At 56.7% G+C, this 13,795-nt stretch carries 13 protein-coding genes; 3 read left to right on the forward strand and 10 right to left on the reverse strand.

Annotation, left to right across the window (positions count from 1 at the left end; all coding sequences use genetic code 11):
- Positions 1–87: 87 nt before the first annotated feature.
- A complete protein-coding gene (mnmC, locus tag ACOTZD_RS03325; protein ID WP_174402094.1) occupies positions 88–2,085 on the forward strand; it encodes a bifunctional tRNA (5-methylaminomethyl-2-thiouridine)(34)-methyltransferase MnmD/FAD-dependent 5-carboxymethylaminomethyl-2-thiouridine(34) oxidoreductase MnmC in 1,998 nt (665 codons plus the stop codon).
- Positions 2,086–2,143: 58 nt separating this feature from the next.
- On the opposite strand, the gene ACOTZD_RS03330 is transcribed toward mnmC, so the two are convergent.
- The 6 genes from ACOTZD_RS03330 to prmB are packed head-to-tail and all read right to left on the reverse strand — an operon-like array spanning position 2,144 to position 6,695.
- Complete coding sequence (locus ACOTZD_RS03330; RefSeq protein ID WP_003861391.1) at positions 2,144–2,422, reverse strand: YfcL family protein; 279 nt, start codon at positions 2,420–2,422, stop codon at positions 2,144–2,146.
- A 13-nt stretch (positions 2,423–2,435) separates the two neighbouring features.
- Positions 2,436–2,981: an elongation factor P hydroxylase gene (locus ACOTZD_RS03335; protein ID WP_023314593.1), complete on the reverse strand. Its 546-nt coding sequence runs from the start codon at positions 2,979–2,981 to the stop codon at positions 2,436–2,438.
- Complete coding sequence (locus ACOTZD_RS03340) at positions 2,981–3,790, reverse strand: sulfite exporter TauE/SafE family protein (protein WP_003861386.1); 810 nt, start codon at positions 3,788–3,790, stop codon at positions 2,981–2,983. The genes ACOTZD_RS03335 and ACOTZD_RS03340 overlap by 1 nt, the downstream gene beginning before the upstream one ends.
- Positions 3,790–4,614: a penicillin-insensitive murein endopeptidase gene (mepA, locus tag ACOTZD_RS03345; RefSeq protein ID WP_023325006.1), complete on the reverse strand. Its 825-nt coding sequence runs from the start codon at positions 4,612–4,614 to the stop codon at positions 3,790–3,792. The genes ACOTZD_RS03340 and mepA overlap by 1 nt, the downstream gene beginning before the upstream one ends.
- Positions 4,615–4,616: 2 nt before the next feature.
- Positions 4,617–5,702, reverse strand: coding sequence for a chorismate synthase (gene aroC / locus ACOTZD_RS03350; protein WP_023314595.1), 1,086 nt, complete (start codon positions 5,700–5,702; stop codon positions 4,617–4,619).
- A gap of 60 nt (positions 5,703–5,762) precedes the next feature.
- The gene (gene prmB, locus ACOTZD_RS03355) at positions 5,763–6,695 is read right to left on the reverse strand and encodes a 50S ribosomal protein L3 N(5)-glutamine methyltransferase (protein WP_003861381.1); all 933 of its coding nucleotides are present in this window, start codon (positions 6,693–6,695) and stop codon (positions 5,763–5,765) included.
- A 145-nt stretch (positions 6,696–6,840) separates the two neighbouring features.
- Between prmB and smrB the strand changes: the two genes are divergently transcribed.
- On the forward strand, positions 6,841–7,392 hold the full coding sequence (smrB, locus tag ACOTZD_RS03360; RefSeq protein WP_015572246.1) for an endonuclease SmrB: 552 nt from the start codon (positions 6,841–6,843) through the stop codon (positions 7,390–7,392).
- A 46-nt stretch (positions 7,393–7,438) separates the two neighbouring features.
- Here the strand turns inward: smrB and sixA are convergent, their stop codons facing one another.
- From sixA to ACOTZD_RS03380, 4 genes are all read right to left on the reverse strand, one after another.
- Positions 7,439–7,924 carry a phosphohistidine phosphatase SixA gene (gene sixA, locus ACOTZD_RS03365; RefSeq protein ID WP_003861375.1) on the reverse strand — a complete coding sequence of 162 codons (486 nt, stop codon included), beginning with the start codon at positions 7,922–7,924 and terminating at the stop codon, positions 7,439–7,441.
- Between the two features lie 209 nt (positions 7,925–8,133).
- The gene (gene fadJ, locus ACOTZD_RS03370) at positions 8,134–10,281 is read right to left on the reverse strand and encodes a fatty acid oxidation complex subunit alpha FadJ (RefSeq protein WP_032609762.1); all 2,148 of its coding nucleotides are present in this window, start codon (positions 10,279–10,281) and stop codon (positions 8,134–8,136) included.
- Positions 10,281–11,591 carry an acetyl-CoA C-acyltransferase FadI gene (fadI, locus tag ACOTZD_RS03375; RefSeq protein ID WP_032609764.1) on the reverse strand — a complete coding sequence of 437 codons (1,311 nt, stop codon included), beginning with the start codon at positions 11,589–11,591 and terminating at the stop codon, positions 10,281–10,283. Before fadI ends, fadJ begins: the two co-directional genes overlap by 1 nt.
- Before the next feature lie 228 nt (positions 11,592–11,819).
- A complete protein-coding gene (locus ACOTZD_RS03380) occupies positions 11,820–12,104 on the reverse strand; it encodes a YfcZ/YiiS family protein (RefSeq protein ID WP_003861368.1) in 285 nt (94 codons plus the stop codon).
- Between the two features lie 372 nt (positions 12,105–12,476).
- On the opposite strand from ACOTZD_RS03380, the gene fadL reads away from it, so the two are divergent.
- The gene (gene fadL, locus ACOTZD_RS03385; protein ID WP_045343761.1) at positions 12,477–13,760 is read left to right on the forward strand and encodes a long-chain fatty acid transporter FadL; all 1,284 of its coding nucleotides are present in this window, start codon (positions 12,477–12,479) and stop codon (positions 13,758–13,760) included.
- Positions 13,761–13,795: the final 35 nt, after the last annotated feature.

The raw sequence follows: 13,795 nt of genomic DNA on the forward strand, positions 1-13,795 counted from the left end.
GTCCGATCAGCCATTTTCTGTGGAAATTTGCACCGATGGGCTCACATCGCTAAGATCGTGCCACTGCCTGTCGGACGAGTAACTTACGTGAAACAAAACGCCATACAACCTGCCAACCTCGAATTCAACGCTGAGGGTACACCTGTTTCCCGAGATTTTGATGACGTCTACTTTTCTAATGATAACGGACTGGAAGAGACGCGCTATGTTTTCCTCGACGGAAATCATCTCGGCACCCGCTTCCCTGAGCATCCGCGCAGTCTGTTCGTCGTGGCGGAGAGCGGTTTCGGCACCGGGCTGAATTTTCTGACCCTCTGGCAGGCATTCGATTGTTTTCGCGCTGCATACCCCGAGGCTACCTTACAAAGATTACATTTCATCAGTTTCGAAAAATTTCCGCTTACCGCGCACGATCTGCGGCTTGCCCATCAGAGCTGGCCGGAGCTTGCCCACTGGGCGGAACAGCTTCAGACCCAGTGGCCACCGGCTATCGGCGGCTGTCATCGTCTGATTCTGGATGACGGACGCGTCACCCTCGACCTGTGGCTGGGCGATATTAACGACCTGACCGATAAGCTTGATGACTCAATGAATCAGAAAGTGGACGCCTGGTTCCTGGACGGTTTTGCGCCCGCTAAAAACCCGGACATGTGGAGCCCGCACCTGTTTAGCGCCATGGCACGTCTGGCGCGCCCGGGCGCGACGCTTGCTACCTTCACCTCCGCGGGCTTTGTCCGTCGTGGGTTGCAGGAGGCGGGGTTTACCATGCGGAAAACCAAAGGCTTTGGCCGCAAACGCGACATGCTGGTCGGGGTGATGGAACAGGATCTGGCGATCCCGGCGCAGGCCCCCTGGTTTGCCCGCCGCGCCAGCACCTCGCGTGAGGTCGCTATTGTGGGCGGGGGTATTGCCAGCGCTCTGCTCTCGCTGGCGCTGCTGCACCGTGGCTGGCAGGTGACGCTCTACTGCGCTGACGAGGGGCCGGCGACGGGCGCATCAGGCAACCGTCAGGGCGCGCTTTATCCCTTATTAAGTGCACACGATCCGGCACTGTTCCAGTTCTTCCCGGCGGCGTTTACGTTTGCTCGCCGCCTTTACGACAGCCTGCCGGTTGCGTTCGACCACGACTGGTGCGGCGTGACGCAGCTCGGCTGGGACGAGAAGAGCCAGCAGAAAATCACCCAAATGCTGTCGCTGGGGCTGCCGGAGGACATCGCCCATGCAGTGACGGCACAGCAGGTTACAGAGACCACTGGCGTCGACACCGGCTGCGGGGGTATTCAGTATCCACTCGGCGGCTGGCTGTGTCCGGCTGAACTGACTTCTGCGGCGATAGCCCTCGGGCAGTCGCGTGGGTTGACAGTGCATTATGCCCATAAGGTTCAATCGCTAAGCCGCACTGCGCACTGGAAACTGCGTTTCGCTGACGGTAAAGAGGCCCAGCATGCCAGCGTTGTGCTGGCCAACGGACATCATATCAGCCAGTTTACCCAGACAGCATCATTGCCGGTTTATCCAGTCGGCGGCCAGGTGAGCCATATCCCGACCGCGCCCCAACTGAGCAAACTGCGTCAGGTGCTGTGTTACGACGGCTACCTGACGCCGCAAAATCCCTCCAACGGCCATCACTGCATCGGCGCCAGCTACCATCGCGGTGAAACAGATATGCATTACAGCGAAGCGGATCAGCAGCAAAACCGCCAGCGCCTGGTCGACAGTTTTCCGGATGCGTCGTGGGCGAAAGAGGTTGATGTCAGTGAGGGTCAGGCGCGCTGCGGCGTACGCTGCGCGACCCGCGATCACCTGCCGATGGCGGGAAACGTGCCGGACTATGACGCCACGCTTGAAGTCTATCAGGATCTTGCAGACAGCAAAGAAACGGCGGTAAGTGCGCCCGTTCACCCCGAGCTGTTTATGCTGGGTGGCTTAGGCTCGCGGGGATTGTGCTCCGCGCCGCTGCTGGCTGAAGCGTTAGCCGCGCAAATGAGCGACGAGCCGGTTCCGCTGGACAGGGTTACGCTCGCGGGGCTGAATCCAAACCGACTGTGGGTGCGGAAATTGCTGAAGGGGAAAATGGTCAAGTAGGGTGCGGTCTGGTGCCCTCACCCCGGCCCTCTCCCTGTGGGAGAGGGCGGTGATACACTTACTTCGCTTTCGCCTGCTGGAACAAATTATCCCACATGCCCAGCACTAAAGACTGGTCGCGCGGAGAGAGTTCCCCGGCCTGAATAGCGTTTTCCAGGCTGCGAGTGACTTCCGCGTGAACGGCGTCGGCAGAGTGATCGTCCCCGGCTTCCAGCGCGGCTACCGCCAGCGTCAGGTGACCACGCAGATAACCGCTGGCGAACAGCTCATCATCACTGGCGTGTTCCACCATGTCATCAATTAACGCCAGAATGCGTGATTCAAATTCTGCGATCATCTTCTTTCCTCTGTTAAAGATCTTCCGGCCACGGGAAGCGTTCCGCCGTGATCTCCGGCGTGTGGTAATAATTCTGTAAAGCCTCGATCAGGCGTGCCGGACGTGCCGGGATGCCTTTCTCAAGATATTCCATCACCTGCGCATGAACGCGGCGCTGGAAGACGATACGGTCTGGCTCGAAGTCGCCTTCGAGGTTGTCACAGCTCACGTTGAACGGGAAACCCGCCGCCACGCAGAACAGCCATTCCAGCGCCTGGGGTTTCACCTCCACATCTTCAAACTGCCCCTGGGTGGCGGCGTCGCGCCCGTCCGGGCAGTACCAGTAACCAAAGTCCACCAGCTCGCGACGCGCTTTCCCGGCGATACACCAGTGCGAAATTTCGTGCAAACCGCTGGCGTAAAAGCCGTGGGCAAAGATGATGCGGTTATACGGAACCTCGTCATCAGCTGGAAGATAGATCGGTTCGTCGTCGCCTTTAATCAGACGGGTATTAAAATCATCAGCAAAACAGCTATCGAAGATCTCAATCAGCTGTTCGTAGTTATGCGTACTGTTCATTAGTTCATCCCCAACCAGGTGAGGATCTCCTGTCCATGGCTGTCATAAAGAAGTTTGGCGCTCATCACCGCCGAGACGACAACAATCATCGGGCGGATCAGCTTTTGCCCTTTGCTTAATACCAGACGCGAGCCTGCGCGCGCGCCCAAAAACTGCCCTGCCATCATCACAAACCCGGTTGCCCAGATAACCTTGCCGCCAATGATAAACAGCAGCAGACCGCCAACGTTGGAGGTCGCGTTGAGGACTTTGGCGTGGGCGGTGGATTTGGCGAGGTTGAACCCGGCCAGCGTCACGAATGCCAGCGCGTAAAACGAGCCTGCCCCCGGGCCAAAGAAGCCATCGTAAAAACCGACGCAGCCACCGGCAATCAGCGCAAACGGCAGGCCGTGAAGGCGACGCTGTCGATCTTCTTCCCCGAGCTTTGGCATGAGTAAGAAATAGAGGCCGATACAGATAACCAGCAGCGGCAGGATCTGGCGCAGAATGTCGGACTGTACGTGCTGGACCAGCAGCGCGCCCGCCGTTGAGCCAATAAACGTCATCAGGATATTGAGCTTCTGATCGGCGAGATTCACCACTTTACGCCGAATGAAATAGAGCGACGAGGAGAGCGAACCGCCGCATGCCTGGAGTTTGTTGGTGGCAAGCGCCTGGGCAGGGCTCATGCCTGCCGCCAGCAACGCCGGAACGGTGAGCAACCCGCCGCCGCCCGCCAGGGCATCGATAAATCCGGCTAGCATTGCAACAAAAAAGAGCACCGCCAGCAGCAGCGGTGACACCATGAACAGGTCGACGAAATTATCCATTAAAGTACATGCTCATCCAGTAGCGCCTGGCAGGAAGGCGGCAACGGAGGCGGTGTCTTCTTCTCAGGCTTAGAGGTTCCAGGCTTGGCTGGTTCAAACCAGCTTTGCAGTTCGTAACCACAACCATCGCCAGGCGGTGGCAGCGGCTGATCTTCACATTCCAGGCTGTTCGCCGGGCAGCGCAGGCGAACATGCATATGGGCACGATGCTGGAACCACGGGCGCACTTTACGCAACCAGTCGCGATCCGTTCCCGCATCCAGGCAAAGCTGCTGCTTGATGGCCGGATTAACAAAGATCCGCGTGACGTCGTTATCCTTTGCCGCCAGCTTAATCATGCTGGAAATTTCCGGCGACCATCGCGAGGCGACGACACGTTTACCGTCGGCCGAGACCAGATCCAGCGCCTGCGGTTTCAGCAGTTGCGCTGAGCTCCAGCGCGTTTTCGGCAATTGCAGGAAGATATCCACATCCAGTCCGGTCTGGTGGCTGGCGTGACCGCCGTTAAAGCGGCCACCGGCAGGCATCCCCATATCGCCAATCAGCATCGTGCCCAGCCCCAGATTATGCACCTGGTTGCCAAGACGCTGAATAAAAAGCACCAGGTCAGGATGGCCGAAATAACGGCGCTGGTCGGTGCGCATCACCTGATAGGTATCCGATTGCAGCGGAAGTTCCTGCGCGCCGACGATACACCCGTTGGAGAAAGCGCCAATGGACTGCGCGCTCCCCGCTACCGGATGGGTGATTTTCTGCCACGGCGTAGCGGCCAGGCTTGCTCCACTGACCAGCAGCGCCAGCAGAGCGATTGCGGTTTTTTTCATAGTTACCAGCGTGGAATGGTGGTCGTCACATCCGCATTCTGCGCGCGCTGGCGCAGGAAGTGATCCATCAGCACGATCGCCAGCATCGCTTCTGCGATCGGTACCGCGCGGATCCCCACGCACGGATCGTGACGCCCTTTGGTGATCATCTCAACTTCATCGCCAGCGCGGTTAATCGTGTGGCCCGGCACGGTAATGCTGGACGTGGGCTTCAGCGCGATATTGGCAATAATTTGCTGCCCGCTGCTGATGCCGCCCAGAATGCCGCCCGCATGGTTGCTCTGGAAACCCGCCTTCGTGATTTCGTCGCGGTTCTGGCTGCCGCGAAGCTTAACCACGTCAAAACCGTCGCCGATTTCAACGCCTTTCACCGCGTTGATGCTCATCAGCGCGTGGGCGATGTCGGCGTCAAGGCGGTCAAATACCGGCTCGCCCCAGCCAGCCGGCACGCCGTCGGCTACCACGGTGACTTTCGCACCAATGGAATCGCCCTCTTTTTTCAGGCCACGCATCAGCTCATCCAGCGCGTCCAGCTTGTCGGCATCGGCGCAGAAGAACGGGTTAAGTTCTACCTGCTCCCAGTCTTTGATGGCCAGCGGAATGTCGCCCATCTGGGTCAGACAGCCGCGGATAACGATGCCGAATTTCTGCTGGAGATATTTTTTGGCAATCGCCCCTGCCGCCACGCGCATCGCGGTTTCACGTGCGGAAGAACGTCCGCCGCCGCGATAGTCGCGAAAGCCATATTTTTGTTCGTAGGTGTAATCAGCGTGGCCCGGACGGAAGACGTCTTTAATCGCGCCGTAGTCCTGAGAACGCTGATCGGTGTTTTCAATCAGCAGACCAATGCTGGTCCCGGTGGTACGGCCTTCAAATACGCCGGAGAGAATTTTGACCTGGTCCGGCTCGCGACGCTGCGTGGTGTAGCGAGAGGTACCCGGACGCCGACGGTCAAGGTCATGCTGTAAATCGGCTTCGGTCAGTTCGATGCCTGGCGGGACGCCATCAACGATACAACCCAGTGCCAGACCGTGCGACTCGCCAAAGGTGGTCACACGGAATACCTGTCCAATACTGTTTCCTGCCATCACGGCTCCGATGTTGTTGTTTGTGTTTGAGCGTTGTGAAACGGGCCGAAGCCCGCTGGATTAATCTTTGTAAATGCTGAAGTATTCGCGTGCATCAAGCAGCTGCGCCTTGGTCAGCATGAAGACGCCGTCACCGCCGTTGTCGAACTCAAGCCAGGTGAACGGCACATCCGGGTACTGCTCTATCAGATGTACCATGCTGTTGCCCACTTCACAAATCAGAACGCCGTCGTCGGTCAGATAATCCGGCGCGCAGGCCAGGATGCGGCGGGTCAGCTTCAGCCCGTCAGAGCCGGACGCCAGACCCAGCTCCGGCTCGTGACGGTACTCGTTCGGCAGGTCGGACATGTCTTCTGCATCCACGTACGGCGGATTGGTGACGATCAGGTCGTATTGCAGCGTCGGCAGGTCGCGGAACAGGTCAGAGCGGATAGGCGTGACGTGATGAATCAGCCCGTGCTCTTCAATGTTGTGTTCGGTGACGGCCAGCGCGTCGGTGGAGATATCGACGGCGTCCACTTCCGCTTCCGGGAAGGCGTACGCGCAGGCAATGGCGATGCAGCCGCTGCCGGTGCACATATCAAGAATGTGCTGCGGCTGATGGTTAATCAGGCCGTCAAAGTGGTTGTTGATCAGCTCGCCAATCGGCGAGCGCGGCACCAGCACGCGTTCATCAACATAGAACTCATGGCCGCAGAACCAGGCTTTGTTGGTCAGGTAAGCCACCGGAATGCGCTCGTTCACGCGACGGATCACGCGCTCAACGATGCGGTGTTTTTCGCTGGAGGTCAGGCGCGCGGTGCGCATGTCTTCCGGAATATCCAGCGGCAGATAGAGAGACGGCAGCACCAGCTGAACGGCCTCATCCCACGGGTTATCCGTACCGTGGCCGTACCAGATATTGGCGGCGCTGAAGCGGCTAACCGACCAGCGCAACATGTCCTGTATGGTATGCAGCTCGTTTACTGCTTCATCGACAAAAATTTTATCCACTCTTTCCTCCAGGGCATGCTCGCATAATTTTCGGCGGCTAGTTTGCCATGAAGACGGCGATAAATCAGCAATGACGCGTGTCGCTTGAGGTTAAAAAATGCGTTTAGTCGGGTACACTATCGGAAATACGAGATGAGAATGACGAATGAAAAAGAAAACATCGCTCAGCGAGGAGGATCAGGCTCTCTTCCGCCAGCTGATGACCGGGACGCGTCAAATCACGCACGACACCATTGTCCATCGCCCGCAGCGTAAAAAAGTCAGCGAGGTTCCGGTCAAACGTCTGCTCCAGGAGCAGGCCGATAACAGCCACTATTTTTCAGATGAGTTTCAGCCGCTGCTCAATACTCAGGGTGCGGTGAAATACGTGCGCGAAGACGTCAGCCATTTTGAACTGAAAAAATTACGCCGGGGAGATTACTCGCCGGAGCTGTTCCTCGATCTGCATGGGTTGACCCAGATGCAGGCGAAACAGGAGCTGGGGGCGTTGATCGCGGCATGTCGTCGCGAGCATGTTTTTTGCGCCTGCGTAATGCACGGCCACGGCAAACATATTCTTAAGCAACAGACACCGCTGTGGCTGGCTCAGCACCCGCACGTGATGGCGTTTCATCAGGCACCCAAAGAGTACGGCGGAGATGCCGCATTGCTGGTATTGATTGAAGTGGAGGAGTGGCAGCCGCCAGAGTTGCCCTGACAGGATGGCGGGAGGCACGCTGCACCCCGCCATATCGCACGTCACGTCAGATGGCTTTTGCCATCTTCAGGTTGCACGGACTCATTTGCCAGTTAAAGACCCCTTTGCCGGTTTCGTCGAGGGTGACGTTGGCAATGGCGGACGTAGTGAACATCGGTGGCGTTTCGCCCGGGCACAGCTCAGATACCAGATAGCCGACCAGCGGCAGGTGGGAAATGACCAGTGCGGAAGCGACACCTTCATTGCACAGCGCCTGAAGATAAGCACTGACAAGGCCAACATCGCCACACGGCGTAAGTTCAGGGAGCACATCCACACTGGATGGCAGGTTCATACACTCCCCTACCACATCCAGCGTCTGTTCTGCCCGCAGGAACGGACTCACCAGAACGCGTTCAATGTCCACTTTTTGACCTTTAAGCCATGTCGCCATCTGACGGGATTCGTCGCAGCCACAGACGGTTAAAGGACGTACTGAGTCACTGGCGGCATCGAGTGCCGCGTCGCCGTGACGCATGATAAAAACTTGCATATTGCACCGCTTTTGTTAACCAGAATCACCGGCGTTGACTACCCGCGATTAATGCTCTGAGGTAGAAAACCCGATGGCCGGGCATTGTGCCTGATCCATTCGGTGAATGAAACGCTGTTTTTTACCTCAATGGCGTAAGTATAGTCAATCTCTGTTTACAATTTCGCCAGAACAGGTTCCATCACCTCAGGATTTACCCTTCTTTGACTTCAGTTTACGCAATCAGTTTCCCTTACGGGCCAGAATGTCTGACCCCGTTCCGCCATCTGCAATAATTCGTCACAAGGTGTAAACCGTGGACCATATTGCGAGGCCAGACGTTGCAGAATCGCAACCACTTCACCCGCCCCGAGGGTATCCATATACCGGAACGGACCGCCAAGGAATGGCGGAAAACCGATACCAAACACGGCGCCGATGTCGCCGTCGCGTGCGCTCTTGATCACCTGCTCACCAAAGCAGCGCGCCGCTTCATTGAGCATCATCATTACGCAGCGCTCAGCACACTGAACCGCCGACAATTTTGCCTGACCCGTGACAGGAATAAGCGCATAAACCGAAGGGTCGACCTGTTTCTTGCTTTTACGCCCTTTCGCGGCGTAAAGATAGAAACCGCGTTCATTTTTTCTGCCTTTGCGATCGTCCTTCAAAATTGCAGAAACAAAGTTTGCAGGCGGCGCAAAACGATCGCCATAAGCCGCTTCCAGCACAGGGATAATTTTAGTCCCCGTATCAATTCCTACCTCATCCAAAAGTTGGATTGGGCCGACGGGGAAACCAAACTTCACCAGAGCGTCATCGACGTGCTCAATTTTCTCCCCTTCCGTCAGCAACCGCATCGCTTCGTTAATGTACGGCGCCAGAATGCGGTTGACGTAGAAGCCGGCTTTGTCCGCGACCACAATCGGGGTTTTGCCCTGTTTTTTCGCCAGCTTCACCACGGTGGCAATAGTTTGCGGGCTGGTTGTGGCATGCGGGATAACCTCCACCAGCGGCATTTTTTCGACAGGGCTGAAATAGTGCAGCCCTATTACCTTCTCCGGGCGCACGGCTTTCGCCGCGATGTCGCCGATCGGCAAAGACGAGGTGTTTGACGCGAAAATGGTGTGCGGCGCGCAGTGCTGTTCAACGTCCGCCACCATCTGCTGCTTAAGGGCCAGATCTTCGAACACGGCTTCAATCACCAGATCGCGGTGTGCAAACCCACTGTAGTCGGTGGCGCCAGTGATCATCGCGAGGGTTTTATCGCGCTCACTGGCCTTGATATGGCGGCGTTTCACTTTGCGATCAAGGTTCTGCCAGCTGTACTGCAACGCGTGGTTGATACCCTTAGGGTTGATATCTTTGATACGTACGGGCAATTTGCCTTTGCTGGCGGTGACAAATGCGATGCCGCCGCCCATCAGCCCACCACCCAGAACGCCAATGGCGCGCAGCGGAGCCGGTTCAGCTTCACTGCCCGGATCTTTTTTAACCTCCGTGCTGGCAAAGAAAATGCCGCGCAGCGCCTGCGACTGCGGCGTCATCGCCAGCTCGCCAAAGGCTTTCGCTTCCGCAGCATAACCGCTGCTGCTGCCCTGCGATAAACCGGTTTCAATCACCTTCAGAATGCGCGTCGCTGCCGGATAGTTCCCTTTGGTTTTTTGCTCGGTTTTTTTACCCACCATATTGAACAGCAGCGTGCGCCCCAGCGGCCCGGCGAGGATACGCTCGCGCACCGGCAGAGGGCGTTTCGCCTGACGACCTTTCAGCGCCCGCTCAACGGCGGCCTCAAGCAAGATGGCGTGCGGAACGACCTCATCAACCAGACCCGCCTTTAACGCCTGACGGGCGCGCAGCTGTTTACCGGTTAAAATCATCTCCAGCGCCGTACTGACGCCCACCAGACGCGGCAGGCGCTGCGTGCCACCTGAACCGGGCAGCAATCCAAGCTGTACCTCCGGCAGTCCGAGTACCGTTTTCGCATCGTCGGTACAAATGCGGCTGTGACAGGCCAGCGCCAGCTCAAGCCCACCGCCCAGGCAGGCCCCGTGGATCGCAGCGACAACGGGTATCGACAGCGCATGGATCTCCGCCATTACCTGCTGCCCCTGACGCGCCAGGTCTTCTGCTTCCTGAGCGCTTTTCGCCCGGGCAATCATGTTGATATCGGCCCCGGCAATAAAGTTATCCGGCTTTGCCGAGATAAATACCAGGCCACGTATCGCTTTGTTTTCGCGGATCTGTCTGAGCATCGCACGCACCTGAACGCCGAACTCGGCCTTCAGGGTGTTCATCTTTTCGTCGGGTACATCAATGGTGATAACAGCCACGTTATCAAGGCGAACAGCCAGGTTAAATGCAGATGTCGTTTCCATTATTCAGCCTCCAGAACCATTGCTGCACCCAGGCCGCCCGCCGCACAGGCGGTAACGAGACCAAAACCGCCGCCGCGGCGACGCAGCTCGTGCAAAGTCTGGGTTATCATTCTCGCGCCGGTCGCCGCAAATGGATGGCCGTAGGCGATGGATCCGCCAAGCACGTTAAACTTACTCTGATCCACTTCGCCGGTCGCGTGGGCGCGGCCCAGTACATCGCGCGCGAAGCGCTCGCTTGCCAGCAGCTGAATGTTTGCCAGGGTTTGTGCGGCAAAGGCTTCGTGCATATCGATCAGGGTTAAGTCAGCCAGCGTCAACCCCGCACGCTCCAGCGCCAGGGGCGTGGACCAGGCCGGACCGAGCAGCATGTCCTGCCAGACATCAATGGCGGTAAAGGCGTAGCTACGCAAATAGCCCAGCGGTGTGATGCCAAGCTCTTTCGCCCGGGATTCCGTCATCAGGATCACGGCGGCGGCACCGTCCGTCAGTGGCGTACTGTTGGCCGCCGTAACGGTGCCATGTTTACGATCAAACGCCGGGCGCAGTTTTGCGTAATCCTCCAGCGTCGAGGTGCCACGGATATTGTTATCTTCCACCAGCGGTTCGCGGAAAGGCGGGATATAAGCCGTCATAACCTCGTCGGCAAGTTTGCCTTCCGACCAGGCCTTCGCAGCGAGCTGATGCGAGCGATGCGCCAGTGCATCCTGCTGTTCGCGGGTAATACCGTAGGTTTTTGCCATCTGCTCGGCAGTGTCGCCCATACGCAGGCCGGTGGAGTATTCAGCAACGGCAGGTGGCACGGGCATGAGGTCGCGCAGGCGTAAACGCGAGAAGAGTTTAAGCTTTGCACCGGTAGTGCGAGCTTTGTTGGCATCCACGAGGATGCGGGCCAGCTGTTTGCTGACGCCGATGGGCAGCACGGAGGAGGAATCCGCGCCGCCGGCGATCCCCGCGCGAATGGTCCCCGCCATCAGGCTTTCCGCCACGTTCGCCACCGCCTGGAAACTGGTGGCGCAGGCGCGGCTGACGCTGTAGGCGTCGGTATGAACATTCATGCCGGTGCCCAGCACGATTTCACGTGCGATATTGGGCGCTTCCGGCATTTGCACCACCTGGCCGAAAACCAGTTGCTCAATAACCTCTGGCGGGATCTCGCTGCGAGCCAGCATCTCCCCCACTACCATTTTTCCCAGATCGACTGCCGGTATACCGTGAAACGCGGTTGCCTGACGCGCAAACGGCGTACGTAACCCGCTGATAATGGCAATGCGGTCACCGTGTCGGGTGATAAGCGGTAATGCCTGACTCATAACACTCCCCTGTAAAAAAATTTTGCGCGCACATTAAGTGGTCTGACCTGATAACAGTCTTAACTATTTTTTTACATTGAGCCAATCGGGGAAGCGAAAAATTGCGAGCTAAGGCACAGAGAAGAAAAAGAAAATGCCCCTGCATGGCAGAGGCATTTGTGAGATTTGTTGCCGGGTTGCGGCGTTGCCTTACCCGGCCTACACGATCATAGGCCCGTGCAAAAAGTATTAACGCAGGCCTAACTGGAAGATCAGCGTTTCTGCTTCGCAGGCGAACACAAAGTCGATATCCAGCTGCACGCCGCCTTCTACTTCCGTGAAGGTGGATTTGATTTCACACGGATCGGATTCGACTTCACGCGCGCGCTGGCTCAGCGCGGCCAGCGTCTCTTCCGCTTCAGCACGGTTAGGGAATACGCGGCTGTAAGAGGCGGTGCAATCGGTGTTGTCCATAATGGTGCCAACATCCATACAGCAGCAAACCGGGGTTTCATCAGCACTGCATTTACTCATAGCTCAATTTCCTCTGTATTCGCGCAGGGCGCGAGATAAACACGATGCGTCTATTTTACGCCCCCGGACGAGCCCCCTCCAGCCGTTAATGGCGCAAAATCGGATAAGTGAGCAATATCACACTAAAAAATGATCTAAAACAAAATTCCCCTTTTCAGAGGAATCGCACTGGTCACAATTTTGCCAACCAGATCTCGTTTCAAGAAACATATCTGAAAATATTAATAAACAAACTTGCAACATCCCAGCTGGTCAGACCTATACTCTCGCCACTGGTCTGATTTGTAAGTCATACCTCAGACCCTACACTTCGCGCTCCTGTTACGGTATGTAACAATTATTGAATAAAAATAACTCAATGAGGTTATGGTCATGAGCCAGAAAACCCTGTTCAAACAAACTGCTTTAGCAGTTGCAGTGGCAATCGTCTCAACGTCCGCCTGGTCAGCGGGCTTCCAGTTAAACGAATTTTCTTCCTCTGGCCTTGGCCGTGCGTATTCCGGGGAAGGTGCGATTGCCGATGACGCAGGCAACGCGAGCCGTAACCCGGCGCTAATCATGATGTTTGATCGCCCTACCTTCTCTGCCGGTGCGGTTTACATCGATCCTGATGTCAATATTTCTGGCAAATCTCAATTCACCGGCGCAGATCTGAAGGCGGATAACATTGCGCCGACCGCGTGGGTGCCTAACCTGCACTTTGTTGCGCCAATCAATGAACAGTTTGGTTGGGGTGCCTCTGTCACCTCTAACTATGGCCTGGCAACGGAGTTCAATAACAACTATCCGGCCGGGGAATACGGCGGTAAAACCGACCTGACGACCCTGAACCTCAACCTGAGCGGCGCATATCGTCTGAACGATAACTGGAGCTTTGGTCTGGGCTTTGATGCTGTCTACGCCGATGCAAAAATCGAGCGTTACTCCGGGGAGCAAACTGCTGCGCTGCCGAAAAACAGCAATAAAATTGCCAGCCTGAAAGGCGATGAATGGGGCTACGGCTGGAACGCCGGTATCCTGTATGAACTGGATAAAAACAACCGCTGGGGTCTGACCTACCGCTCAGAAGTGAAGATTGACTTCGATGGCGATTACAAAAGCGGCATCCTGAGCCCAGTCAACGGTATGGTACCGGGCGCAGGCACCACCATTCCATGGGGTACCTCGAATCAAACCGTACCGGGTTCACTGTCACTGCATCTGCCAGAAATGTGGGAAGTGTCAGGTTATAACCGCGTTGCGCCGCAGTGGGCTATTCACTATAGCCTCGCGTATACCAGCTGGAGCCAGTTCCAGGAGCTGAAAGCCACCGGCAGCAACGGCCAGACGCTGTTCTATAAAGACGAAAGCTTCCACGATGCTTACCGTATCGCACTTGGTACGACCTATTATATGGATGACAACTGGACGTTCCGTACTGGCGTGGCATTTGATGACAGCCCGGTACCGGCAGATAAGCGTTCTATCTCCATTCCGGATCAGGACCGTTTCTGGGTGAGTGCGGGGACAACCTACGCGTTCAACGAGAATGCCTCTATCGACGCGGGCGTGTCGTACATGCATGGACAGAAAGTGACCTTCCAGGAAGGCCCTTACGAGTTTACCTCTGAAGGTAAAGCCTGGCTGTTTGGTACCAACTTCAACTACGCGTTCTAATTCCAACACGATTAAAAAAGGTGAGCATCGCTCAC

Origin of the sequence: Enterobacter cloacae complex sp. SHL022 (assembly GCF_049237785.1) — a bacterium.
GTDB classification, from domain to species: Bacteria; Pseudomonadota; Gammaproteobacteria; order Enterobacterales; family Enterobacteriaceae; genus Enterobacter; species Enterobacter hormaechei_C.